This is a genomic window from Mesorhizobium sp. M00.F.Ca.ET.216.01.1.1 (assembly GCF_004010325.2).
In the GTDB taxonomy this organism is placed as follows: domain Bacteria; phylum Pseudomonadota; class Alphaproteobacteria; order Rhizobiales; family Rhizobiaceae; genus Mesorhizobium.
Genome location: NZ_SADR02000030.1, coordinates 1 through 24,348, shown reverse-complemented (window position 1 = coordinate 24,348; position 24,348 = coordinate 1). Strand labels below are relative to the sequence as shown.

The window sequence follows — 24,348 nt, the reverse complement described above, 5'->3', positions numbered from 1 at the left end:
CCTAATGCGAAACCGGCAAGGTGCCCATATCGGGGTGAATTTCGGCAGCCATAAGGCCTTTGTCGCCGCGACCGAAGCGAACCAGCACCACCTGACCGGGCCTGAGCTCGGTGATGCCGTAGCGGCGCAGCGTCTCCATGTGGACGAAAATATCCTCGGTGCCCTCGCCCCGGGTCAGGAAGCCGAACCCCTTGGTGCGGTTGAACCATTTTACCAGCGCCCGTTCGAGGCCGCTTTCCGGCGTCACCGAAACGTGGGTTCGCTGTTCCTGCATCTCTGCCGGATGGATCGCTGTGGAGGTATCCATGGAGAGCACACGGAACGCCTGCAGTCCGCGCTCACCCTGTTTGACGAGGCAGACGACGCGCGCACCTTCCAATGCGGTCTGGAAGCCATCTTTTCGAAGACATGTCACATGGAGGAGAATGTCGCCCGAGGAGCCGTCGTCCGGAAGAATGAAACCGTAGCCCTTGGCCACATCGAACCATTTGATGGCGCCGGCAATTTCGACGAGATCGGCGGGATCGCCGCCACCATCTCGTTTCAAGGCGTCGTCAAGGCTTTCGTCCCGCCCCATGAAAGAGGCCTTTTCCCCCATAAGAATGCCCCCTTTTTCAAGAACACCGCTACTGATTCTTGACATCAGATTAACACTGCGGCTTCCGGTGTGTGCAAGACCTGACGTGCCTTTTTTCACGGTTCAATGCAGGAATACCGATTTTCTTGTTTGCCGGCGCGAGCCAACTGGCGACCGAGTGCCGGCGATTGCCCTTTGGCCGGGTGGCCCCTATGTTCCGCCGCAACGCAACATCTCGAGGAAATCACATGCGCTATCTCCACACCATGGTCCGCATCGCCGACATCGATGCTTCGCTCGATTTCTACTGCAACAAGCTTGGCCTCAAGGAAGTGCGCCGCCATGAAAGCGAACAGGGCCGCTACACGCTGATCTTCCTCGCCGCGCCCGAGGACGAGCAAAGCGGCACCACCAACAAGGCGCCGCTGATCGAGCTGACCTACAATTGGGATCCGGAAGATTACAAGGGCGGCCGCAATTTCGGCCATCTTGCTTACGAAGTCGACGACATCTACGCCACCTGCCAGCGGCTGATGGATAACGGCGTCACCATCAACCGGCCGCCGCGCGATGGCAACATGGCCTTCGTCAGGTCGCCGGACGGCATCTCGATCGAGCTTTTGCAGAAAGGCCCGGCCAAGGCCAAGGCCGAGCCCTGGGCCTCGATGCCGAACACCGGAAGCTGGTAGCCGATCACGCCATCGGATATTGCCGTGCGGACACGTCCGGCGGCTTTGCCGTTCCGCAAGACGGTGCCTATCTGTTCGGCTGAGCCCGCTTGCCCCAGGAGGACCATTCATGCCGACCAGCCACGTCGATGTCGTGACCGAGCATGCCAGCCGTTACCTGCAGCAGCTTTGCAAGCACTGGGCGCACAAATTTCCGGTCGAGTTCGACCCGACCCATGGCGCGATCGATCTCTCGCTGGGCCGCACGGTTCTGGACGCCGATGCGTCAGCCCTCCACATCGCGGTGACTGCCGACGAAACCGGCTCGCTCGAGCGCCTGGAAACGGTCGTCGCCGACCACATCAAACGCTTCGCCTTCCGCGAAGAGCTGGCATTCGATTGGAAACGCGCTCCGGCGGCGTAAACTAAGCGGCTATCTGCCCCCGGCCTGACCGGCCATCTCCAGCAGCGTCAGCACCGTGCGCCAGTTGCGCGCCGTCCCGGGGACTTTCAGTGTGCGCGGGATAAGATTCGCAAACACCGACTTGCCGATCCCCTCCGGTGCGTGCAGGTAAAGCACGTCGCCCTTGACCTCGAACCGTTCGGGACCGGTGCATTTTTCGGCCAGCCGCGCGATCTCCTCACTGGTCGGCTCGCGCTCCAATGCATAGGCGTGCAGCTTCGTCGGCTCTCCAGCGATTTCCGGATAGGGATTTTCCGTCACCAGCCGCTCGAACCAGCCGAGATCGCGCACCATGATGCGCGAATAGAACCCCCAGCGCTTCTCGAAGGCCGCCTCGATCATTTTCGTGAGCGTGGCGGCATCGCCCTTTTGTGACCGGAAAACGGTGTTGCCGCTCTGCACATAGGTGGCGACATCGGAAAAGCCGAGTCCCTCGAAGAACGACCTCAGCTCCGCCATCTTGACGACGCGGTTGCCGCCGACATTGATGCCGGAAAACAGTGCCACGAAGACTGTCCCCTGATCGCTCATATGATGAACCCGGCCAGCGTCTCGTTGTCGGTAATGTCCTGGTACTGAACACTTTCGGCCTCGAAATTCGCCTTGAGCAAGTCGAAATTACGGCGGTCCTTGGTTTCGATGCCGATCAGCACCGAACCGAAATTGCGCGCCGATTTCTTCAGGTATTCGAAACGGGCAATGTCGTCGTCAGGTCCCAGCAGTTCGAGGAAATCGCGCAGCGCGCCCGGCCGCTGCGGAAAACGGATGATGAAGTATTTCTTCAGCCCCTCGAAGCGCAGCGCCCTTTCCTTCACGTCCGGCAGCCGCTCGAAATCGAAATTGCCGCCCGAGACCACCGCGACGACGGTCTTGCCCCTGATTTCCTTCTTCGAAAAATCCTTCAGCGCGTCGACCGCCAGAGCACCCGCCGGCTCCAGCACCACCCCTTCGACATTGAGCATCTCGATCATGGTCGCGCAGAGCCGGTTTTCCGGAATCAGCCGCACCGCCTCGGCGGCAAATTCCCTTAGGTACCGCAACGGCTCGCGGCCGATCTCGGCCACCGCGGCGCCATCGACGAAATTGTCGACCTTGGCGAGCCTGACCCGCTTTCCGCTGGCGAGGCTCTCGCTCAGGCTCGGCGCGCCGGCTGGCTCGCAGAAGACGAAGCGCGTCTCGCGGCGCTGGTCGGCAAAATAATGGGTGACGCCAGCGGCCAGACCACCGCCGCCAACAGGCAGCATGATGATATCGGGCATGCGCCCACCCGGCATCTGTTCAGCGATCTCATAGGCCACGGTCGCCTGGCCCTCGATGATATCCTTGTGGTCGAAAGGCGGCACCATATGCGCGCCAGCACTTTCGGTGAATTCGAAGGCGGCGCGGTAGCAGTCGTCGAAAAAGTCGCCGACCCGCCTGATCTCGACGAATTCACCGCCGAACAGCCGAGTCTTGTCGATCTTCTGCTGCGGCGTGGTCACCGGCATGAACACCACGCCCTTCTTGCCAAAATGGCGGCAGACGAAGGCAAAGCCTTGCGCATGGTTGCCGGCCGAGGCGCAGACGAACAGCTCGGCGTCGTTGCCGGCGGCGAGCGCCTTGCGGAAAAAGGTGAACGCGCCCCTGATCTTGTAGGAGCGCACCGGGGTCAGATCCTCGCGCTTCAACAGCACCCGCGCGCCGGTCTTCTTCGACAGATAATCGTTTTCCTGCAGTGGCGTTTCCGGAAAGATCTGGCGGATAGCCGAAGCGGCTGCCGCGACGCGGGAAGAGAAACTGTTCATGGCAAGATAACCCCGGATCGCATGTCGTCTGTGGACTACGCAGCGCGCGATTGGTTTGCCGCGACGCGATGGTCGTGAAGCTAGCACACGCTACGCGAGTTTGATCCCCGCCTATTGCATGTCCGGCCTCGCGAAGCCACTGTCCGGCCAGAGCCGAGCCTCGCCCCGACGTCATCAAGCGCGTCGCGCCCGATCACCGTGGCTTATGGCATCCAAGGCTCTCTCATGCCCCCATGCCGGTTCTGGCTTTCGCGCAACAGTGCGATGGCTGTTGGCCGGCGCTGATCAAATTCGACTGGACACGACTTACTTCCGCCGCACTTCGGCTGTCCGGGAGGGTCTGCGGAGGTGGATGGCCTTTCGGCCGGAGTGGAATTTCTAAGTGACGTTGAAGAAGATTTGCATCCTTGCCCTTGCCTTGCTGGTCGCCGGCTGTGGCGGCCGCCAAACCGAGGAACTGCTCGGTAGCGCCATGATGTCCGTGCCGGTGACGGAAATCGCCGGCAACCACAGCGTCTTCATCGCCACCACGCGCAAGCGCTCGGACGACCCCAACAAGGTGTTCGACGGCGAACGCTCTGCGACGCTGAACTATGCCCGCGTCAACGTCACCGTTCCGGGCATCCACAAGACCGGCCAGATCGAGCGGCGTTCGCGAGGCAAGTCGAATGACCCGGCCAAGTATTTCATGGCCTCCGAAGTCGTCGGCTACGACACCGCGCCGAAATTCTCCAGCGCGCTCAGTGCCGACATCGCCGCGCGCGGCGGCCGTGTCATGGTCTTCGTCCATGGCTATAACACCGGCTTCGACGACGCCGTCTATCGCCTCACCCAGATCGCCCATGATTCCGGTTATCCGGGCACGCCGGTGCTGTTTTCCTGGGCCTCCGGCGCCAAGACCACCGACTATGTCTACGACAAGGAAAGCGCCAGCGCCGCCCGCGACCAATTGGAAGTGACGCTGAGGATGCTGGCGCAGACCGGCGCCCGGCGCATCGACATCGTCGCCCATTCGCTCGGAACCTGGGTTACCATGGAGGCGCTGCGCCAGCTCGCCATCACCGGCGACCGCGATCTCGGCGGCAGGCTCGGCGACGTGGTGCTGGCCTCGCCCGACATCGATGTCGACGTGTTCAAGAGCCAGATGCGCCGCTACGGCAAGCCGGACAAGCCGTTCATCCTGCTGCTGTCCGACGATGACCGGGCGCTGCGGCTCTCCGGCCTGATCGCCGGCTCGCGGCCACGCGTCGGCGACTACAAGGACGCGTCCGACCTCGCGACCTATGGCGTGACGGTCGTCGACCTCTCCAGCGTCAAGGGATCGGACAGGTTCAACCACACCAAATTCGCCGACAACCCTGAGCTGGTGAAGATGATCGGCCAGCGATTGCGCGAGGATGATGGTTTTGCCAGTGACCGCGACGTGACCGACCGCATCACCCTGCTCGGGCAATAAGGTGCGTTCCGCTGGCTTTCGCGGTGCATGTTCACGATTGCCGCACCATCGGATCACTTTCAACTGGACCCGACCGGCCTCTGGCTTTATCGAAAATGTCCTGCGACGTCACGAGGTTGACGTCCCTACAGCGCCGCGCGTCCTCTTGGACGCGCAAAGGACGCTGTAGCACTTTGACTCTGCGCATGATCCTTTCCGGAAATCGATCCCGATTTCGGGGTCACGCGCTGCGGGAGCCCGCGTGATCGTACGTTCGAAGACCCTCCTCGTCGTCGGGTTTGCATTCGGTGTCACGGGCTGCGCCGGTCAGAACACACACGACCTCCTCAGCAAGACGACGATCGCAGCGCCTGCCTCCGACATCGCGGCCACGCATGAGATCTTCGTCGCCACCACCCGGCAAAAGGCAATCAAAGACCCGCGCCAAGTGTTCGACGGCGATCGCTCGCCGACCACCAGCTACGCCCGTGTCGACGTGACCGTGCCGAAGGTCCACCAGGTAGGCGCCATCGAGCGGGTCAAGGGGTCCGCCAACAGCAATCCAGCCAAGGATTTCACGGCGAAGGACGTCACCTTCTACAAAGATGCGCCGCAATTCGCCAAGGCGGTCGGCGCCGATATCGCCATGCGCGGCGACCGTGCCCTGGTTTTCGTGCACGGCTTCAACAACGGTTTCGACGACGGCATCTACCGGCTGACGCAGATCGCGCACGACACGAAATATCCCGGCACGCCGGTGCTGTTCTCATGGGCATCGAGCGGCAAGACAACCGGCTACATCTACGACAAGGAAAGCGCCAACGCTGCGCGCGACGACCTCGAGGCGACGCTGCGCATGCTCGCCAAGACACGCGCCAAGAGCATCGACATCATTGCCCACTCGATGGGAACCTGGGTGACGATGGAGGCGCTGCGCCAGCTTGCCATCACCGGCGACCGCGATCTCGGCGACAAGCTCGGCTACGTCATCCTTGCCTCGCCGGACATCGACGTCGACGTGTTCAAGAAGCAGATGATCCGCTACGGCAAGCCCGACAAGCCGTTCGCCATCCTGCTTTCAGATGACGATCGCGCCCTCAAGCTCTCGGCCCTGATCTCCGGCGACAAGCCGCGCGTCGGCGACTATGGCGACGCTGCCGACCTCGCCAGCTATGGCGTCTCGGTGGTCGATCTGACCAAGACGAAAGGTAGCGACCGCCTCAACCATGCCAAATTCGCTGACAATCCGATCCTGGTGCAGTTGCTCGGCGACCGGCTGCGCGCCCCGGCCGGTCTGGCATCGGATGAGCCAGCCCCGGCGCAGCTCGACAACCTCGGCCAAGGTATCGGCAAGGCCGTCGGCTCCGTTGCCGAGATCGTCATCACCACGCCGTTCAAGGTGCTGACCATCGCCACCGGCGGATGAGCAGCTGACGAATATTTGGGGTCGTCGAGATTCAGGTCAGGCCGAGCCGAAAGTGGTGGTTTTCGAGAACCGGAGCGGAGCGTACTCAAGGTACGCGAGCACCGGAAGCGCAGAAAACTGCCACTTGCAGGCCGGCATGGCGTGAATATCGACAACCCTAGACGAACAGGCCGACCTTCTGGAAAGTCGTCACGTCGATCAGGCCGACATCGGAAATCCTCAATTCCGGGATGACGACCAGCGCCAGCAACGAGTGCTGCATGTAGGCGTTGTTCAGCGAACAACCCATCTTGCGCATCGCCTCGGTGAGTTTCTCCGCCTTGGCGGCAACGATTTCCGCACGCTCGTCCGACATCAGCCCGGCGATCGGCATTTCGACCAGCGCCAGTTCCTTGCCGTTGGAAAACAGCACCACGCCGCCGCCGACCTCGCCCAGCCGGTTGACGGCCAATGCCATGTCCTGCTTGTTGGTGCCGACGACGATGATGTGATGCGCATCATGTGCCACGCTCGATGCCATGGCGCAGTCGCTCATGTAGCCGAAGCCCGAGACGAAGGCATTGGTGACGCCGCCAGTGCCCCTGTGGCGCTCGACCAGCGCGATCTGGCAGACGTCGTTGCGCCGGTCCATGGCGACCAGCCCGTCCTCCACCGCCAGATCGGCCTCCAGCGCCCGCGTCGGCGCCTGGTTCTCGATCACGCCGATGACCCGCACCCGCACCTCGTTGGCGCCCTTTGGTGCCACGATGTCGAAATCCCCGGCCTTGAGCTTCTTGCCGAGCTTGACGGTGTTCTTCGCCGTCTTCGGGTAGTCATAGGCCGGAATGTCGATGTCGAGCTTGCCGCCCTTGGCCAGCCTGACGCCGCGGCCATAGACCTCGTCGATGGTCATTGCCGCCAGGTCGGAGACGATCAGGACATCGGCGAGCCGTCCAGGCGCGATCGAACCGATCTCGCGCTCCAGCCTGAAATGCTGGGCGGTGTTGAGCGTTGCCATCTGGATCGCCGTCACCGGCTTCAACCCTTGGCTGATCGCATGCCGGACCACCCGGTCCATGTGGCCTTCGTGGACGAGCGTGCCGGAATGGCTGTCGTCGGTGCACAGGATGAAGTTGCGCGGGTCGAGCCCGCTCTCCGTCACCGCCTTGATCTGCGAGGCGACGTCGTACCAGGCCGAGCCCAGTCTCAGCATCGCCTTCATGCCCTGGCGGACGCGGGCGATCGCGTCCTCGGCGCGCGTGCCCTCGTGGTCGTCCTCGGGTCCGCCGGCAACATAGCCATGGAACGGCAGGCCGAGATCGCGCGAGGCGTAGTGCCCGCCGACGGTCTTGCCCGCCTTCACCGTCGCGGCGATCTCGCCCGCCATCACCGGATCGTTGGCGGCGACGCCGGGAAAATTCATCACCTCGCCGAGTCCGATGATGTTTTCCCATGTCATGGCTTCAGCAACATCGGCGACCGTCAGTTCGGCGCCGGCATGCTCCAGCCCCGGCGCCGAGGGTACGCAGGACGGCATCTGCACATGCACGTTGACGGGCATGGCGACAGCCTCATCATGCATCAGGCGAACGCCAGCAAGACCCAGAACATTGGCGATCTCGTGCGGGTCGATGAACATCGAGGTGGTGCCGTGCGGGATCACCGCGCGGCAGAACTCCGTCACGGTCACCATGCCGCTCTCGACATGCATGTGCGCATCGCACAGGCCCGGCACCAGGTAGCGCCCGCCGGCATCGACTACCTTCGTGCCCTGGCCGATGGCATGGCCGGCATTCGGCCCGCAATAGGCGAAGCGGCCACCGGCGATGGCGATGTCGGTGCCGGCGATGATCTCGCCTGAATGGACGTTCACCCAGCGTCCGTTGCGGATGACGAGATCGGCAGGCTTGCGCCCCATCGCGACATCGACAAGATGCGTCGCCATCCCGGTCCATGGTTTGGGTTTCACCGCATGCGCGGACGGCTTCTTTGCCATGACAGACTCCTGTTTCCCCGACTGTGCCAAGCCGAGGACGTTTTGACCAGTTGGCAATGAAGCGCAGACATATATTCCCGACGATGCAGCACTGGTCGAAGCGGTAGCCGTGAGCCGCCAACACGTTGCAGCGCTGTCCTCGTTCAGGGCCATCGGCAAAATGCCGATGTCGGGCGTGGTTCCGTTTCGCAGGAAATAGCGCTACGCTCGATGAGGGATCGTTCTTCGGGAAGGCTCGATGCATCGCCTGACGCTCGCAAGTGCCGGTTTTCTGATCGCTCTGGCCGTGCCGGCTTTCGCCGCCGACTCGATCACCGACGTGCCAATGACTGCGCCCGGCTTCGACTGGACCGGCTACTATGCCGGCCTCCAGGGCGGCTACGGCTGGGGCCAATCCGATATAACGGCAACCGAGGGCGCGCCATTTGCTGTCTCGCCCGACCTCGACGGCGGCGTCATCGGCGGCCATGTCGCTGGCCTTTGGCAGTTCGACCAGGCCGTGATCGGCGCGCAAGCCGAGCTCAACTATTCCACGATCGACGGTACTGACCAACTGGGTTTGGGAAATTCCTTCGGCACCGACATCAAATGGTTCGGCTCGCTTGACGCCAAGGCTGGCTTTGCCATGGATCGCGTGCTGGTCTACGGCGTCGGCGGCGTCGCTTTTGCCGGCATCGAAACATCCCAAAATGCTCCCACGACGTTTGCTAAGACACGGACGAACGTCGGCTGGACGGTGGGTGCCGGAATTGACTACGCGATGACCAACAACATCGTCGTCGGCGCCCAGTATCGCTATTACGATTTCGGCTCCGAGCATTACGATGCGCCTGACGCTTTTCCCGATCGCGACCAGAAACTGGACCTCAATACATTTTCGGTGAGATTCAGCTACAAGTTCTGATGGTTTGCGCGACCACTGTCCCGCCGCGGCGGGTAGTGAACTTACAAACCCGGCTGCTGGTGCGGACGACGGGAATCGAACCCGTACGATCAGAGATCGAGGGATTTTAAGTCCATTTGTCCCCACATGGGTGGTGGTGCAGGCGACGGGGATCGAACCCGTAAGTCATTGAAGACGAAGGATTTTAAGTCCTTTGCGTTTACCAGTTTCGCCACGCCTGCTTCTGGACGATGTGGGGATTTCCCACAAATTCCCCACACGGTTCCCCACACGGCGTGGGAAATCCCCACGATCTCCTACACGTTCTCCCACATTTCAGTATTTGTGGGAGGGGCTGTTATTATCATCAGCTTCGGCGGGGCGTTACCTAAAAATTTGACTGAGGATGTTGAAGACCTTCGTACCCTTTGCGGTCGGCCGGCAGAGCTTGCTGCGGCGATCTTCAGGATCCTCATAGGCGTCGATGAGACCGTGCCCCAGCTTCCCCTTAACTACGAGGTTGCTCATGGCTGCGACGTTGCGGCTCACTGAGGAGGAAGCCAGGCCGGTCTCCCGTGCCAGCTCCTTCATGGTGATCCCCGGCTTGCCCATGACGAGCAGGAACACAGCGATCTGCTGTATCTGCATTTCTTGGTCAAGCTTGGCGAACTGGTCGATGAACGCGATGAACTTCTTCGACGTGTTACTCGCAGTCATGGGTTCTCTATCGGGTTCCGTTATTGAGCGCGTTCTCTGGTCTCTAGACTACCAAGGCGGCTACCACCACAACCCAAAAGAAGCGAGACAAGGTCGCTTTCTCCCACAAAATCTCCCACAAGTCCCGGTTGGCGAGACGTTCATTGCGCTAGCGGGACGGTTCCGCAAGAAGGGGAAAAATACACAAATCGAAACAAAGACTTCAAATTCATCAACTCAGAATTGCAAACCGGCTTTCAGTCGCTTCAACTCATGATTGTCGAAACTGTTGCTGTAAGTAATTGATTTAGCTTCGTTTTCTCATTTAATTTTTTAAGTCCCTTGCGTCTACCAATTCCGCCACGTCCGCATGGCTGCCACTGGTAATCGAGCCGGCCCGGAATGCAAGCCCGCTCTCAGCGACGGCCGACGCCGATCATCCGACAAGGTCGGGATTCAACTTCAAGTGCTGGATCAGGATGATCGTCTTGGCGTCAATGATGCGGCCGTCGGAAATGCCGGCCAGCGCGTCGTCGAGCGGCATTTCCAGAACCTCGATGTCCTCGCCTTCGTCCGCTGCGCCGCCACCGTCCGAGATGCGATCGGAAGGCGTGTAGCGTGCGACGAAGAACCAGAGCCGCTCGGTCAAGCTGCCCGGGCTCATATAGGGCACAAAAAGCTGCTCTATGTCCTTAAGCCGGTAGCCGAGCTCTTCCTCCGCCTCCTTGCGGATGCAGGTTTCCGGATCGTTCTCATCGAGCAGGCCGGCGCAGGCCTCGATCAGCGGCTCGCGATGACCGGTAACATAGGCGGGGTAGCGGAACTGCCGCACCAGCAGCACCGTCGAGCGCTCCGGATCGTAAGGCAGGATCACCGCGCCGTCGCCACGATCGTAGGTCTGGCGGATTTGCGTCTCCCACTGCCCGTCGCGCCGACGATAGTCGAAGACGGTCTTTTTGAGAACCGCCCAGTCGTCGGACAGTATCTCCTCCGAGCGTATGCGAATGCGGTCTTCCATGCTGAACTCCGTGCTGTCGGTGGCGAGGCGTAGCGGCGAACCTGCATTTGCGCAATCCTGGCAGTGATTGGTCCAGAAGCTCGCATCACCGCCTCGTGTCTGGCGCCGGCCGAATGGGGCGCCTAAATAACGGCATCCTCTCCCGGAGTTTTTTGATGACCACTTCGCTTTTCCAGCCGATCACGCTTGGCGGCCTCACCTTTCCAAACCGCATAGCGGTGGCGCCGATGTGCCAGTATTCAGCCGAAGACGGCTCGGCCAGCGACTGGCACCTCCATCACTGGATGAACTTGGCGATGTCTGGCGCCGGCATGGTCACCGTCGAGATGACCGACGTCGAGCGGCGCGGCCGCATCTCGCACGGCTGCCTCGGCCTTTACTCCGACGACAACGAAGCGGCTGCCCGGCGCACGCTGGATGCGGCCAAGCGCGTGGCCGCTCCTGGCACCAAATTCGGCACACAGCTTGCCCATGCCGGCCGCAAGGCCTCCAACCGGAAGCCTTGGGAAGGCGGCGGGCCGCTCGGGGCCGATCAGGACCCCTGGCCGATCGTGTCCGCCTCGGCAATCGCCTACGATACCGGTTGGCAGGTCCCGCGGGCGCTGGAGGACGACGAGATCCTGCAGATCATCGAACGCTTCGCCGAAGCCGCAAAGCGGGCAGAGCGGGCCGGCTTCGATTTCATCGAACTGCACGCCGCCCATGGCTATCTGATCTTCCAGTTCCTGTCGCCGCTTTCCAACCAGCGCACCGATCGCTGGGGCGGCTCGCTGGAAAACCGCATGCGTTTTGCCGTCGAGATCGCCAAGGCTGTGAGGAAGGCGGCCCCGAACCTGATGCTCGGCGCGCGCCTGTCGGTGAAGGAGTGGGTCGATGGCGGCTTCGATGTCGAGGAGGCAATCGAAGTGGCCAAAGTGCTGAAGGCGGTGGGCGTCGCCTATCTCTGCTGCTCGAGCGGCGGCAATTCGCCCTTGCAGCAGCTGCCGACGGGTCCAGGCTACCAAGTGCATCTGGCGGAAGCCGTGCGCAAGGGTGCCGGCATTCCGACGCGGGCCGTCGGCCTGATCGACGATCCGAAACAGGCCGAGGCGATCGTCGCCGACGGCCGCGCCGACATGGTGGCACTGGCCCGCGCCTTCCTCGCCGATCCGCGCTGGGCATGGCGTGCCGCTGCTATCTTCGGCGAAAAAATCCACCCGGCACCGCAGCTTGCCCGCTCGGTGACGACAATGCAGCACTGGATGAAGGCAGCGGGCTGACTGTTTCTCGACACCGGCAGTCGCACGTTGCAACCAAATCGGCCGTCTCGCGTTGGCGGCGATGATGGATAGCAAGCCTTTTGAAAGGCCGGTCGTGGTCGAACTTGGCCATGTCGGCAAATATCGTCAGATCCGCAGCGCCCGGGAAGCGGCGGAGTGCTTGATGACAGCTTGGCCGCTCAATCGTGGCCCGCGGCATCGTGATGCTCTCGACACTTGCCTCAAAGTACTGGAAGGGTATCGTTCGACCGCGGATGCGCGCCAGGCGTTGATCGAAGCGGCAAAGGAATCGGAAGTTCTGGTTCCCGACGATAAGCTGCCCGACGACAAATTGCCCGACGATAAATTGCATTGAACGAATGGGGCTTTTCAACCGGAGGACTTCATGGCGAAGCTGACTTACAAGATCGTCGAGCATGACGGTGGCTGGGCCTATAAGGTCGGCTCGACGTACTCGGAGACCTTCCCCACCCACCAGGAGGCGTTACGCGCCGCCGAGATCGCTTCGGCCGAGCAGCAGGTCGCAGGCACGACCGACGGTATCCAGTACGAGGACGCCGACGGCAAATGGCACGACGAACTGGCTGACGGCCGGGATCGGCCGCAGACCGAAGTTTCCGACTGATTTTGACTTTCTCTGCCGGCCGCGGATGCCCGACGGATGGGCATCCTGCTGGCCGGGTGAGGAGCCGCGGCTGGGTTACTTGCCGCAATAAGTGATCGTTGACATTCACCCTGGTATTGGCGTCGGGTCCCGGCGCGGTAGGGGAGCAAGGTGTGATCGCACCGGGGTTGCCCAGGCTGCTCTGACCTGAGGTGTCTCTTGTAATGCTGCTGGTGGTGTGGGGGTCAACGGTCGTCATCTGTTCGTTGCTGGGGACCGGACGATGACGCGGCTGTGAGAGGTATATCCGCCCGACGATTGCGCCATCGCCGAAGCGGCGAGGCCGACCGTGAAAACCGAAGCTGCGAGAATCTTCGTAAGCATAGATGCTACTCCACTTGATTTGATTGTGAGTACTGTCGAACGTCGTACGACGGCGGCAAAACCAATGAGGCAGATCGAGGTTCAATAAAAAAATCGTGAAGCTGCCCACGTTTGGGCACCTTTGCGTGACCGATGCGCGAGGTCGCTGCGAAGTGACTTGGCAACGCAAGATTGCGAACGTCGGGATCAGCGATCCACCGCAAACGCACGGTCGGCAATGCGCTTGATGAAGACGATGCCGCGCTGCGGCTCGATGAATTGCGGCATGTGGCCAAGATCGTCGACGGGTTCGAAATCGAGATCCCTGATCTTTTCCGTCATCGGCAGGCCATGGATATGCATGCCCAGCACGCGATCTCGCGCACCGACCAAAATGCCGGCCGGCATCGCGATCTCGCCATAGCGTTGTTCGATGCCGCCAAGGTCACGCTCGATCGCAACGACATCGCTGGAAGTGGCATAGAAATGGCTTGGCCTGAGCCCGCACCAACCGCCGCCCTTCACCATGTAGTCGGCGGGGGTTGCCTGCGGCGCGAAGATGAATGCCAATGTGCGCTGCGCGTATTTCAGACTGGCCGGAATCGCCACGGTGTGAGCCATGATCCAGCGCAGCAAGGGCGACTGGATATAGAGCGAGCCGAATTTATCCCGCACGCTGGCGTCCATATGCGTCAGCGGCGCCAGCAAGGCGATGCCGGAAATCGCCTTCGAATGCTCCACCGCCAGCGTCAGCGCGATGGCGCCGCCCAGCGAATGGCCGACAATCAGCGGCTTTGCCAGTCCGATCTTGTCGATGAACTGCCGCACGATCTCGGCCTGCTCGGTCACCCGGCCGATCGCTCCCTTGGCCCGCACGGAATGACCCGAGCCCGGGCGGTCGAGCGCGATCAACCGATAGCCCTCGCCAAAGCGACCGAACAGCGTGTGGCGGAAATGATGGAGCTGCGCGCCAAGACCATGCAGGAAAACGATCGGCCTCCCCTCGCCGGTTTCGACATAGTGGATGCGGTTGCCGCCGATCTCGATGAACTTTCCGCTCGCTGGCACCAGCCTTTCGGATTTTGCGGCGATCCACCACGTCGCCAGCATCAGACAGACGGCCACGGCGACTGCCAGCAGAACCAAACCACCGAGCAGCCACAGCAGAATCGATACCAGCATTTTTCACCCAAGGAGGCCAAACCGGCGCGCACCTTCACCTGCCGCCGGCTGCGCCGCAAGAGAGTGGCCAGATCCACCGTTCAGTTGGCATTGCGGCCGGCCGGCTGGCGCGCTATCTCAGGCGACCCCGTCTGCCTTAGGCGACCCGTTTGCCGGAGCCTCCCATGCCTGAAATTGTCACCGCCGCCATGCTCGTCATCGGCGACGAAATTCTGTCCGGCCGCACCAAGGACAGGAATATCGGCCATCTCGCCGACATCATGACGGCGATCGGCATCGACCTGAAGGAAGTGCGCATCCTTCCGGACGAGGAGGACGAGATCGTCGCCGCGGTCAATGCCGTGCGCGCCCGCTACACCTATGTCTTCACCACTGGCGGCATCGGTCCCACACATGACGACATCACCGCAGATTCGATCGCCAAAGCCTTCGGCGTGCCATGCGAATACGACGCCAAGGCCTATGTCATGCTGGAAGCGAGCTACGCCGCGCGCGGCATCGAATATACGGAGGCGCGCAAGCGCATGGCACGGATGCCCCGGGGGGCCGAGCATATTGAGAACCCGGTGTCCATTGCGCCCGGCTTTCGCATCGGCAACGTCCATGTCATGGCCGGCGTGCCGTCGATCTTCCAGGCTATGCTCGACAATGTCGTGCCGACGCTGAAAGCGGGGACCAGGATGCTGTCCGCCACGGTACAGTGCCCGTTCGGCGAAGGCTTGGTCGGCGGGCCTCTGGGCGATATCCAAAAAGCCCATCCCGACACGATCATCGGTTCCTACCCGAAATATGGCGACGGCAAATTCTGGACGGAGCTGGTCGTCCGCGCCCGCCGCCAGGAAGCGCTGGACGCCGCGCGCAAGGATGTCGAGGCTATGGTGGCCGGCTTCGCCGGCGCCACCAGTTGAGCTAGACCCCGGAACCAAGCACGGTGCTGCAACGTTCCTCGCAGGCGATTTTCGATCGCTCGCAGAGTGAGGGGTTGTCATGCGCTTCAAGACCATCGTCGCCATACTGCAAAACGAACACGACGCGGAGCGCGTGCTCGATTGCGCCATCCCGCTCGCCGACCGGTTCGAGAGCCATATTATCGGCATCCATGCCGAGGCGCTTCCGGTCCCCTACACTTCGGCAACCGGCTTTCCGGACACCGAGTTCCTGCAGGTGTCCGCCGACATGAACCGGGAGCGCGCCGACAAAATGCAGGCGGTCTTCCTCAGGCGTATCGAGGATTCCGGCCTGTCCTTCGAATGGCGCAGTCTTGAGAGTTTTTCCGGTGACAGCGCGTTGACCGGCATCTCCAGCGTTCGCGCTGCCGACCTGATCATCGCCGCGCAGCGCGAGTCGGGGGGCGATCCAAGCGCCGATGTCGACACACTGGTCTATGATGCCGGCCGGCCGGTGCTTGTCGTGCCGCATTCCGGCCCGCTCGTCACTAGCTTCAAGCGCGTGGTTCTGGCCTGGAACGGGAGCAAGGAAGCGGCCCGCGCCGCCTTCGACGCCCTGCCCTTCATCATCGAGGCCGAGAAGACGGACATACTGGTCATCGATCCGCCGGATACGCTGGACGAGACCCCGGAGTCGTCCGGCGCCGAAATCGCGGCCGCCCTGTCCAGGCACGGCGCTACGGTCAGCGTCTCGGTGCAGAGGTCGGGCGGCCTATCGGTCGATGACATCATCCAGACCAGGATTGCCGAAACCGGCGCCGACCTGCTTGTGCTGGGCGCCTACAGCCACTCCTGGCTGCGCCAGCTTCTGTTCGGCGGGGTTACCCGTACTGTGCTGCGCACGGCGTCAGTGGCAGCTTTCCTGTCGCGGTAAGTCCACAAGGATCGCTTGCCGCCGCCCTTGCCAACGCCCGGCCTTTCCAGTTAATTCCGCGCGCATTCCATTGTGTTTGCGCGCCGCCAGCGCGCCTTGCGGAGTGCGCGAAAAATGTCACTTCCCGAAAAAGCCTTCCCGGTCTCCTGGGACCAGTTCCACCGCGACGCCCGGGCGCTGGCCTGGCGGCTGGCCGGCGCCAACAAAGGCCAGTGGAAGGCGATCGTCTGCATCACCCGTGGCGGCCTCGTCCCAGCCGCGATCATATCGCGTGAACTCGGCATCCGGGTCATCGAGACGGTCTGCGTCGCCTCCTATCACGACTACACCAGCCAAGGGCAGTTGCAGGTGCTGAAAGAGATCACACCCGCGCTGCTCGCCGACGACGGCGCCGGCGTACTGATCATCGACGACCTCACCGACACCGGCAAGACGGCTGGCATCGTGCGCGCCATGATGCCCAAGGCACATTTCGCCACCGTCTACGCCAAGCCGAAAGGTAGGCCGCTGGTCGATACCTTCATCACCGAGGTCAGCCAGGACACCTGGATCTATTTTCCTTGGGACATGGGCTTCACTTACCAGAAGCCCATCGCCGACGACCACGCCGGCTGATTCGCGGCAGCCCTTTTCCAATCCAAAACGGCCAGCGGGCGCTCTTTGCTATCGCAAGAGCAGCCGCAGGGCACAATATCCTGCGAAATCGACGCCTCTTAGCGCGATTTAACGGATTCATGTGAAGTTTTTTACTTTTATTGCTTATAATCAGCCGTAAGATTCGTGAGACGGCAAACGATTCTGGAGGCTGGGGCTAGCTTCTCCGATGTTGACGAGGCCAACGACGCACAATCATCTGGCCGAAAGGGTCCGGCAGCTCTTCGGCACGGCACCATGCCGCCTGCAGGTTGCCGCACTGCCTTGGCGTGATACCGGAGATGGCGTCGAGATCATGCTGATCACCAGCCGCGACACCGGCCGCTGGGTGCTTCCCAAGGGCTGGCCCGAGGCCAAGGAGCCGCTTTGCGAGGCCGCGGCGCGCGAGGCCGGCGAGGAGGCCGGATTGCGCGGTACGATCTCCCATCTTGAAGCCGGGCGCTACTTTTATGCCAAGGCATTGTCTTCCGGCGAGGAAGTACCTTGCGAAGTGCTGGTGTTTCCGCTGCAGGTTGACCGCATCGCCGAGCGGTGGAAGGAAAAGCGCGCGCGCACCCGCAAGTGGGTCAGCTCCACAGAGGCCGTGCGAATGGTCAACGAGCCGGACCTTTGCCAGATCATCGCCTATTTCTGCGCCGACCCGCACAGATTCGCCTGAGTTGGAACCAGACGCTCATGCAACAGGGCGCTGCCCCCTATTCGGATGTTGCTGTGCAGACGTTGCTGCGCGTTGGTAGGGGTGCTTTGGTGTCCCGAAGCTGCACCACGGCTGACCATCCCGACATTCTTCGCCTTCACCCAGACGGGACAGGCGAAGCATCCAGACCGTATCTCGGTCTCGGTCTGGATGCTTCTTGCGTCAGATCAGCAGACCCTTGGTCAGTTCGAGCGCCTGGCGCTCGAACAGACGGCGGTAGATGCCGCCGCCCAGCCGGATCAGCTCACCGTGCGAACCCTCTTCGACAATGCGCCCGCGATCGAACACCAAAAGCCTGTCCAGCGCCCGCACCGTCGAAAGCCGGTGCGCAATGACCAGCGTCGTGCGGCCGACCATCAGCCGTTCCATCGCCTGCTGGATGAGCACCTCCGATTCCGAATCGAGGCTCGACGTCGCCTCGTCCAGGATGAGGATCCGCGCATCGGCAAGGAAGGCACGGGCGATCGCCACCCGCTGGCGCTCGCCACCCGACAGTTTCACGCCGCGCTCGCCAACCAGTGTGCCATAGCCCTTCGGCAGGTTGGCGATAAAGTCGTGTGCGCTTGCCAGCCGCGCGGCGTGCTCGATCTCAGCCTGGGTGGCGCTCGGCCGGGCATAGGCGATGTTTTCGGCCAATGACCTGTGGAACAGGATCGGCTCCTGCTGGACGATGGCGATCTGCCCACGCAGCGACGCCTGCGCCACCGTGGCAATATCCTGGTCGTCGATCAGGATTTTTCCGGAGGTCACGTCGTAAAGGCGCTGGATCAGCTTAACGAAAGTCGTCTTGCCCGAGCCCGAATGGCCGACCAAGCCGACGCGTTCGCCCGGCGCGATGTCCACCGAAAAGTCGCGGTACAGCGGCGTCCGGTGATTGCCGTAGTGGAAGGTGACATGGTCGAAGGTGATGCGGCCGTCCGTGATCCGGATCGGCCTGGCCCCGGACTGATCCTCGATGCCAAGTGGTTCGGACTGGAAGTCGACCAGTTCCTCCATGTCGTTGATCGACCGCTGCAGATTGCGGATATGCGTGCCGATGTCGCGCAGATAGCCTTGCAGCACGAAGAACGAGGTCAGCACGAAAGCGACGTCGCCGGCGCTCGCCTGCCCCCAGGCCCATAGCATCAGCGCCAGCCCGATCACAGCCGTCCTGAGCAACAGCAGCATTGTCCCTTGCGTGGTACCGTTGACGGTTCCGCGCACCCATGTGCGCCGCGTGCGCGCCCGCCATTTGGCGACGACCTCGGCAAAGCGTGTTTCCTCACGCGCCTCGGCGCCAAAACCCTTGACCACGGCATTGCAGCTCACCGCGTCGGCCAGCGAGCCGCCAAGGCGCGTATCCCAGGCGTTGGCGAGCCTTGCCGCGGGCGCGACATAGCCAAGCGACAGCGTCGCCGTCACCAGGATGAACAGCATCGAACCGGCGGCAACGACCGCGCCCATCATCGGCCAGAACCAGCCGAGCAGCAGTGTCGAACCGATCAGCATGACGACGGACGGTAGCAGCGCGATCAGGATCGTGTCATTGAGCAGGTCGAGCGCCCACATGCCACGCGTTATCTTGCGCACGGTCGAGCCGGCAAAGCTGTTGGCGTGCCAGTCGGTGGAAAAGCGCTGAACGCGGTGGAAGGCGTCGGCGGCGATATCCGCCATCATCTTCAGCGTCAGTTCCACGATGGCCATGAAAGCGAGATTGCGCAGCACGACGCCGGCAAGCGCAAGGGCCACCAGCATCGAAAAGGCCGCCATCGCCGTGTTCCACGCCACATCGTCTGCCGCAGCACTGCTGGCAACGGCGTCGACCAGCCGTCCGGAATAGAGCGGCGTCAGCACGTCGGCCAAGGTCGACAACAGAAAGGTGCCCATGATGAGCGAAAGCCGCCACGGCTGACGCCGCCAATGGCCGAGCGTGAAGCCGAGAACGCTGCGAAAAGCGTCGGCGCGCAGATCGATTTGAAAACGAGCCATGATGTCATTCGGGCGCAAACGAGCCCGGTCCCAGTAAGGTCGAAATTGGAAAAACCCGCGTCAGGGCCAGTTGGCGCCCAGGAATGCGGAGGTTCGGCACATTTGGCGGCTCGCCCGAAACGGGCGGCGACCGGCATCGACGGACGCCTGTTCTTAGTTCAGCTTTTGTCGCGAAGGCAAAACCTCGCGGCGTGCTGTCTGAGACCTAGGCTTCGCGGCCTCGCATAACGATGTCAAATCCTGCCATTCGGTCCTCCCATTAGAGCGACGTGCGTCCATTTGGACGCACAAAGTACGCTCTAACACTTTGAATCTGCGCGTCGTGCTTTCCGAAAAATCGTTTCCGATTTTCGGGCCGATGCGTGAGAATCGCGGAGATGTCCTTATAGAGATGCCTCAAGATGTCGCCAAGGCAGACAGGCGCCGAAAACGCATCTGGTCCAACCACTGAGACGATTTTGCAACAACGGCTGGTTGTGCGCCATCGCGCTCGCTCAAGCTGCTGGGACACGCTCCAGCCGCATGTAGCGACCGTCGCGCCTAAAGCCTAGCTTCTCGTAAAGCCCATGGGCGTCGTTGGTCGACAGACTCCAGTGAATGACCGTTCTGAGATCGGGATGGTCGATCAGCGCCCGGACAAGACGAAGGCCGATCCCTTGCCCGCGATACGCCGGCCAAATGATGATATCGGCGAGATAAGCGAAAACCGTGCGGTCGGTGATCACCCGGCCAAAACCGACCTGGTTGCCGTCAATATAGGCGCCGACGCAAAGCGAGTGGGCGAAGGCGCGGCGATGGAGTTCGTCGCTGCGCCCGCTGCCCCAGTAGCTCGCCGTCAAAAGGTCGGAGGTCGACCGGAAATCGATACGTGATATGTCGAAACTGATTTCACAGTCGGGCATGGCTGAACCGTTGCATTTTCTGGCTGTTCGGTTCGGGGTTTAGCTGCGATCCCTAAACCGGTTGGTGATGGGATAGCGGCGGTCGCGGCCGAAATTCTTCCTGGTAATCTTGACACCTGGCGCCGCCTGCCGGCGCTTGTATTCGGCGACGTAGAGCAGGTGCTCGACGCGCGTCACCGTTGCCCGGTCGTGGCCGCGCGCGACGATGTCGTCGACGCCCATCTCGTGCTCGACCAGGCACTCCAGTATATCGTCCAGCACCGGATAGGGCGGCAGCGAATCCTGGTCCGTCTGGTTCTCGCGCAGCTCCGCCGACGGTGCCTTGTCGATGATGTTGCTCGGGATCACCTCGCCCGACGGACCCAGCGCGCCCGGCGGCACATGCGTGTTGCGCCAGCGCGACAGCGCGTAGACCTGCATCTTGTAGAGGTCCTTGATCGGATTGAAGCCGCCGTTCATGTCGCCATAGAGCGTGGCGTAGCCGACCGACATCTCGCTCTTGTTGCCGGTGGTGACGACCATCGAACCGAACTTGTTGGAGATCGCCATCAGGATGGTGCCGCGCGCACGGCTCTGCAGGTTTTCCTCGGTGATGCCTTCCTTGGTGCCTTCGAACAGCTGCGTCAGCGTATGCAGGAATCCTTCCACCGGCTCGGAGATCGGCACGATGTCGTAGCGGCAGCCGAGCGCGCGGGCGCAGTCCTCGGCGTCCTTGAGTGAGGCCTTCGAGGTGTAGCGGTAAGGCATCATCACGGCGCGCAACCGCTCCTCGCCAAGCGCATCGACGGCAAGCGCTGCGCAGATCGCCGAATCGATGCCGCCCGAAAGGCCGAGCACGACATTCTTAAAGCCGTTCTTGTTGACGTAGTCGCGCAGCCCGAGCATGCAGGCGCGATAGTCGGCCTCCTCCTTTTCCGGGATTTTCGACATCGGGCCTTCGGAACAGACCCAGCCTCCGGGCGTATTTCCATTCTGCGCGCCTGCAGCGACGCGGCTTCTCTTCCAGGTGGTGACGTTGACCGTCTCCTCGAACTGGCTCATCTGGAAGGCAAGCGTCTTGTCGGCACCGATGGCGAACGAGGCGCCGTCGAAGACCAGCTCATCCTGGCCCCCAAGCTGGTTGGCGTAAATCATCGGCAATCCGCATTCGATGACCTGGCGGATGACGACCTGGTGGCGAAAATCGACCTTGCCGCGATAGTAGGGCGACCCGTTCGGCACCAGCAGGATTTCTGCCCCGCTTTCGGCCAGCGTCTCGCAGACGGCGACATCGCCCCAAATGTCTTCGCAGATCGGAATTCCCAGCCGCACGCCACGGAAATTGACCGGCCCCTGAATCTCAGGGCCGGCCTGGAAGACGCGCTTCTCGTCGAACTCGCCGTAATTCGGCAGGTCGAGCTTGTAGCGCTCGGCAAGGATTTTGCCGCCATCGGCAAAGATGATCGAGTTGTGCGTGCCGCTCTTGCGCTTCAACGGCGTGCCGATGATGACGCCCGGTCCGCCGTCGGCGGTATCCCTGGCGAGGTCCTCCGCCGCCCGCTCGCAGGCCTTCAGGAACGCCGGCTTCAGCACCAGATCCTCGGGCGGATAGCCGGCGAGGAAAAGCTCAGTGAACAGCACGAGATCGGCGCCCTGGCGGGCGGCATCCGCCCTCGCCTCGCGCGCCTTGGCGAGATTGCCGGCAACATCGCCGACCGTCGGGTTGAGCTGGGCGACGGCGATGCGCAGGATGTCGGGAGCAGTCTGCTGGATCATGCCTGCGGGTTTAGCGCGGCAGAATTCGCCGGGCAATGGCGTTCGTTTGGACCACCTGACCGATCGACGGACGTCGATCGTGTCTGACCGGGTCCTATTCGCCCATATATTCGCGCAGCGCCTCCGGCGAATGGTTCTCGCCGATCGACATCGCCAGAATGCGCGAAATATGCCGGCGCGGCAGACCGGTTTCCGCCGCCCAGGCATTGATCTGGGCCTGGACCTTGTCGAGGTCCTTCTTCGAGGTCGGGCTTTCGGCGACGTCGAGGCCGGCGTCGCGTAGCGCTGCCGCCATGTCGGCCGAGATGATGAAGGCGTCCCACTCCAGCCACCTCAGGAAATACTGGCCGGTATTGCCGCCGAGCCGGCTGCCGTGCTTGCCGAGATAGGCCATCAGCCCGACCTGGTCGTCTGCAGGCCAGTCGGCGAGGAACTTGCCGAAGCTGCCATGCTCCTTCGACACCCGCTCGACGAAAGCCGCATTGTCGCGGACGGATTTGATCTTCTGCGGATTGCGCACGATGCGCTTGTCGGAGGCCAGATCGTGCCAGAAATCGTCAGGCTGGAACAACAGCCGCTTCGGCTCGAAGCCGAGAAACGCCTCCTCGAAGCCCGGCCATTTCTGCTCGATGACGCGCCAGACGAAGCCAGCGGCAAAGATGCGCTCGGCCATCGTCGACAGAATGCGGTCATCTGCAATCCTGGCCACCGCGGCATTGTCGGGCATGGGCCCGAGCAGCGACGCCAGTGCCGCTTCACCGCCTTTGCGTTTTGCCGCACGAGCGCGGATCTTGGCGAAATCAGGCATTTGCTTCCATCCTCACGCCACGCTTTTGACGGAGCGGCATCTTCCTATATGGAAACGAGACTGCCAAGCCGTTGCTTTTCGTATGGAGACATCCATGAACAAGACCGTTCCCGAACTGGCCAACCGCTGGCTGAGGCTAAGACCGGAAAATTTGAGCGAGCTTGAGCGGCGGGTGCTGCAGAGCGCAGTCGATCGCAAGCCGGTATCTCAGAACATCAACGACAGTCTTGCCGGCCTTCAGAACGCGGGCGATCGCATCGCCGATGCCATCGCGCGGGTCGGTGGGTCATGGACATTCATCCTGTCCTTCATCGCCTTCCTGACCCTCTGGATCGGCGCCAATTGGTGGCTGCTGGGGCGCAATTCGTTCGACCCTTATCCGTTCATCTTCCTCAACCTTGTCCTGTCGATGATCGCCGCGTTGCAAGCGCCGGTGATCATGATGTCGCAGAACCGTCAGGCCGCGCGCGACCGTATCGATGCCGCACATGACTATGAGGTCAATCTCAAGGCCGAGATCGAGATCATGGCGCTGCATGAAAAGCTGGACGAGTTGCGCCACAGCCAGATCATCGGCATGCGAGACGAGATTGCGCAGATAGCTGGACAGCTGAAGCGGATCGACGACCGGCTCGCTCCGCAGATCTCGCCCTCATGACGGAAGCAATCCATCATCTCATCGAGCAGTATGGGCTGATCGCAGTTTTCCTGGGTTGTATCGCCGAAGGCGAAAGCGCCGCGATCCTCGGCGGGTTCTTTGTCCATCAGCATGTCTTCGTCCCGTGGCAGGCCTTCCTCACAGCGGCCATCGGCGCCTTCCTGGGCGACACGTTCTTCTTCATCCTCGGCCGAAGCTTTGCCGATCATCCGACCGTTCTCAGGCTAAGGGCCAGGCCAGGCTTCAGCCACGCCTACCGTCTCGTCTCCTCCCATCCCAACATTTTCGTGCTGTCGAACCGCTATATCTATGGCCTGCGCCTCGTCGGCGGCATTGCCGCCGGCTTCTCGACCATAACGGTGACGCGCTTCGTCATCCTCAACGCCGTCTCGTCGCTGGTCTGGGCCGCATTGTTCAGCATGGTCGGCTATGTCTTCGGACTGGGCGCAGAACGCATCGTCGGCCAAACGCTGGTCCGCCACGAGCGGTTGTTGATCGCGCTGGCCATTGGCCTCGTCGTGGCCGTCCTTGCCTGGTTCGTCGCCCACTCCGTCGCCAGCAAGGAGCGTGGCAAGGAGACGTGAGCGTCAGCCCTGCCGGTCTCGTTTGGCAACCGGCATATGCTCTAGTGGATTGATTCCAACGTTTGGAACCCGCGGTTTCGGGCGGCGATGATGTCATCGGGGTTGGCTTTCCAGATGAATGGTTGCGGGTTCTCTGCATTGTATTCGCGGATGAAGCGGTTGATGGCG

The 24,348-nt window shown here is 62.0% G+C and carries 25 protein-coding genes, 1 tRNA gene and 1 pseudogene; 14 read left to right on the top strand and 13 right to left on the bottom strand.

Going from position 1 to position 24,348, the window contains the following annotated elements; all coding sequences use genetic code 11:
• Position 1: 1 nt before the first annotated feature.
• Positions 2 to 577, bottom strand: a complete 576-nt coding sequence (locus EN859_RS29480; protein WP_189502322.1) for a cold-shock protein — start codon at positions 575 to 577, stop codon at positions 2 to 4.
• A 248-nt stretch (positions 578 to 825) separates the two neighbouring features.
• Between EN859_RS29480 and gloA the strand changes: the two genes are divergently transcribed.
• Positions 826 to 1,266: a lactoylglutathione lyase gene (gloA, locus tag EN859_RS29475; RefSeq protein ID WP_127856159.1), complete on the top strand. Its 441-nt coding sequence runs from the start codon at positions 826 to 828 to the stop codon at positions 1,264 to 1,266.
• A 109-nt stretch (positions 1,267 to 1,375) separates the two neighbouring features.
• Positions 1,376 to 1,669: a DUF2218 domain-containing protein gene (locus tag EN859_RS29470; RefSeq protein WP_127856158.1), complete on the top strand. Its 294-nt coding sequence runs from the start codon at positions 1,376 to 1,378 to the stop codon at positions 1,667 to 1,669.
• Between the two features lie 9 nt (positions 1,670 to 1,678).
• Here EN859_RS29470 and EN859_RS29465 read toward each other — a convergent pair whose 3' ends face one another.
• The gene (locus tag EN859_RS29465; RefSeq protein ID WP_127856157.1) at positions 1,679 to 2,239 is read right to left on the bottom strand and encodes a DUF1697 domain-containing protein; all 561 of its coding nucleotides are present in this window, start codon (positions 2,237 to 2,239) and stop codon (positions 1,679 to 1,681) included.
• Positions 2,236 to 3,492: a threonine ammonia-lyase IlvA gene (gene ilvA / locus EN859_RS29460; RefSeq protein ID WP_127856156.1), complete on the bottom strand. Its 1,257-nt coding sequence runs from the start codon at positions 3,490 to 3,492 to the stop codon at positions 2,236 to 2,238. The genes EN859_RS29465 and ilvA overlap by 4 nt, the downstream gene beginning before the upstream one ends.
• A 382-nt stretch (positions 3,493 to 3,874) precedes the next feature.
• On the opposite strand from ilvA, the gene EN859_RS29455 reads away from it, so the two are divergent.
• Together EN859_RS29455 and EN859_RS29445 are read left to right on the top strand one after the other, a co-directional pair.
• Complete coding sequence (locus EN859_RS29455; RefSeq protein WP_127856155.1) at positions 3,875 to 4,948, top strand: alpha/beta hydrolase; 1,074 nt, start codon at positions 3,875 to 3,877, stop codon at positions 4,946 to 4,948.
• 241 nt (positions 4,949 to 5,189) lie between these two features.
• Positions 5,190 to 6,353: an alpha/beta hydrolase gene (locus tag EN859_RS29445; RefSeq protein WP_127856153.1), complete on the top strand. Its 1,164-nt coding sequence runs from the start codon at positions 5,190 to 5,192 to the stop codon at positions 6,351 to 6,353.
• A gap of 157 nt (positions 6,354 to 6,510) precedes the next feature.
• Here EN859_RS29445 and ade read toward each other — a convergent pair whose 3' ends face one another.
• The gene (gene ade / locus EN859_RS29440) at positions 6,511 to 8,328 is read right to left on the bottom strand and encodes an adenine deaminase (protein ID WP_127856152.1); all 1,818 of its coding nucleotides are present in this window, start codon (positions 8,326 to 8,328) and stop codon (positions 6,511 to 6,513) included.
• Positions 8,329 to 8,566: 238 nt separating this feature from the next.
• Here ade and EN859_RS29435 point away from each other — a divergent pair, with 238 nt between their 5' ends.
• The gene (locus tag EN859_RS29435; RefSeq protein WP_127856151.1) at positions 8,567 to 9,232 is read left to right on the top strand and encodes an outer membrane protein; all 666 of its coding nucleotides are present in this window, start codon (positions 8,567 to 8,569) and stop codon (positions 9,230 to 9,232) included.
• Between the two features lie 134 nt (positions 9,233 to 9,366).
• Here the strand turns inward: EN859_RS29435 and EN859_RS29430 are convergent.
• The 3 genes from EN859_RS29430 to EN859_RS29420 all read right to left on the bottom strand — a co-directional run bounded on the left by EN859_RS29430 (position 9,367) and on the right by EN859_RS29420 (position 10,925).
• A tRNA-Leu gene (locus tag EN859_RS29430) sits at positions 9,367 to 9,453 on the bottom strand.
• Positions 9,454 to 9,595: 142 nt separating this feature from the next.
• Positions 9,596 to 9,928, bottom strand: a complete 333-nt coding sequence (locus EN859_RS29425; protein ID WP_127856150.1) for a helix-turn-helix domain-containing protein — start codon at positions 9,926 to 9,928, stop codon at positions 9,596 to 9,598.
• Between the two features lie 415 nt (positions 9,929 to 10,343).
• The gene (locus tag EN859_RS29420; RefSeq protein ID WP_127856149.1) at positions 10,344 to 10,925 is read right to left on the bottom strand and encodes an NUDIX domain-containing protein; all 582 of its coding nucleotides are present in this window, start codon (positions 10,923 to 10,925) and stop codon (positions 10,344 to 10,346) included.
• 155 nt (positions 10,926 to 11,080) lie between these two features.
• Between EN859_RS29420 and EN859_RS29415 the strand changes: the two genes are divergently transcribed.
• The 3 genes from EN859_RS29415 (at position 11,081) to EN859_RS29405 (ending at position 12,809) form a co-directional block, all read left to right on the top strand.
• Entirely contained in the window at positions 11,081 to 12,184 is a 1,104-nt protein-coding gene (locus EN859_RS29415; protein ID WP_127856148.1) for an NADH:flavin oxidoreductase/NADH oxidase, read from the top strand.
• A 61-nt stretch (positions 12,185 to 12,245) separates the two neighbouring features.
• The gene (locus EN859_RS29410) at positions 12,246 to 12,539 is read left to right on the top strand and encodes a DUF982 domain-containing protein (RefSeq protein ID WP_127856208.1); all 294 of its coding nucleotides are present in this window, start codon (positions 12,246 to 12,248) and stop codon (positions 12,537 to 12,539) included.
• A 30-nt stretch (positions 12,540 to 12,569) separates the two neighbouring features.
• Positions 12,570 to 12,809 carry a DUF2188 domain-containing protein gene (locus EN859_RS29405; protein WP_127856147.1) on the top strand — a complete coding sequence of 80 codons (240 nt, stop codon included), beginning with the start codon at positions 12,570 to 12,572 and terminating at the stop codon, positions 12,807 to 12,809.
• A gap of 549 nt (positions 12,810 to 13,358) precedes the next feature.
• Here EN859_RS29405 and EN859_RS29395 read toward each other — a convergent pair.
• Positions 13,359 to 14,333: an alpha/beta hydrolase gene (locus EN859_RS29395; RefSeq protein WP_127856146.1), complete on the bottom strand. Its 975-nt coding sequence runs from the start codon at positions 14,331 to 14,333 to the stop codon at positions 13,359 to 13,361.
• A 164-nt stretch (positions 14,334 to 14,497) separates the two neighbouring features.
• Here EN859_RS29395 and EN859_RS29390 point away from each other — a divergent pair, with 164 nt between their 5' ends.
• From EN859_RS29390 to EN859_RS29375, 4 genes are all read left to right on the top strand, one after another.
• On the top strand, positions 14,498 to 15,241 hold the full coding sequence (locus tag EN859_RS29390; protein ID WP_127856145.1) for a competence/damage-inducible protein A: 744 nt from the start codon (positions 14,498 to 14,500) through the stop codon (positions 15,239 to 15,241).
• A 79-nt stretch (positions 15,242 to 15,320) separates the two neighbouring features.
• Entirely contained in the window at positions 15,321 to 16,154 is an 834-nt protein-coding gene (locus EN859_RS29385) for a universal stress protein (RefSeq protein ID WP_127856144.1), read from the top strand.
• Between the two features lie 114 nt (positions 16,155 to 16,268).
• Positions 16,269 to 16,769: a xanthine phosphoribosyltransferase gene (gpt, locus tag EN859_RS29380; protein WP_023667540.1), complete on the top strand. Its 501-nt coding sequence runs from the start codon at positions 16,269 to 16,271 to the stop codon at positions 16,767 to 16,769.
• A 208-nt stretch (positions 16,770 to 16,977) separates the two neighbouring features.
• Complete coding sequence (locus EN859_RS29375) at positions 16,978 to 17,466, top strand: NUDIX hydrolase (RefSeq protein ID WP_127856143.1); 489 nt, start codon at positions 16,978 to 16,980, stop codon at positions 17,464 to 17,466.
• A 201-nt stretch (positions 17,467 to 17,667) separates the two neighbouring features.
• On the opposite strand, the gene EN859_RS29370 is transcribed toward EN859_RS29375, so the two are convergent.
• From EN859_RS29370 to EN859_RS29355, 4 genes are all read right to left on the bottom strand, one after another.
• Positions 17,668 to 19,473: an ABC transporter ATP-binding protein gene (locus tag EN859_RS29370; RefSeq protein ID WP_127856142.1), complete on the bottom strand. Its 1,806-nt coding sequence runs from the start codon at positions 19,471 to 19,473 to the stop codon at positions 17,668 to 17,670.
• Between the two features lie 494 nt (positions 19,474 to 19,967).
• On the bottom strand, positions 19,968 to 20,375 hold the full coding sequence (locus tag EN859_RS29365) for a GNAT family N-acetyltransferase (protein ID WP_127856141.1): 408 nt from the start codon (positions 20,373 to 20,375) through the stop codon (positions 19,968 to 19,970).
• 39 nt (positions 20,376 to 20,414) lie between these two features.
• Positions 20,415 to 22,130, bottom strand: coding sequence for an NAD+ synthase (locus tag EN859_RS29360; protein WP_127856140.1), 1,716 nt, complete (start codon positions 22,128 to 22,130; stop codon positions 20,415 to 20,417).
• 94 nt (positions 22,131 to 22,224) lie between these two features.
• Positions 22,225 to 22,938, bottom strand: a complete 714-nt coding sequence (locus tag EN859_RS29355) for a DNA-3-methyladenine glycosylase I (protein ID WP_127856139.1) — start codon at positions 22,936 to 22,938, stop codon at positions 22,225 to 22,227.
• Positions 22,939 to 23,032: 94 nt separating this feature from the next.
• On the opposite strand from EN859_RS29355, the gene EN859_RS29350 reads away from it, so the two are divergent.
• Positions 23,033 to 23,596, top strand: coding sequence for a DUF1003 domain-containing protein (locus EN859_RS29350; protein WP_127856138.1), 564 nt, complete (start codon positions 23,033 to 23,035; stop codon positions 23,594 to 23,596).
• Complete coding sequence (locus EN859_RS29345) at positions 23,593 to 24,180, top strand: DedA family protein (RefSeq protein ID WP_127856137.1); 588 nt, start codon at positions 23,593 to 23,595, stop codon at positions 24,178 to 24,180. Before EN859_RS29350 ends, EN859_RS29345 begins: the two co-directional genes overlap by 4 nt.
• Positions 24,181 to 24,221: 41 nt before the next feature.
• On the opposite strand, the pseudogene EN859_RS29340 reads toward EN859_RS29345, so the two are convergent.
• Positions 24,222 to 24,348, bottom strand: a pseudogene (locus EN859_RS29340) (IS630 family transposase); the annotation flags it as partial.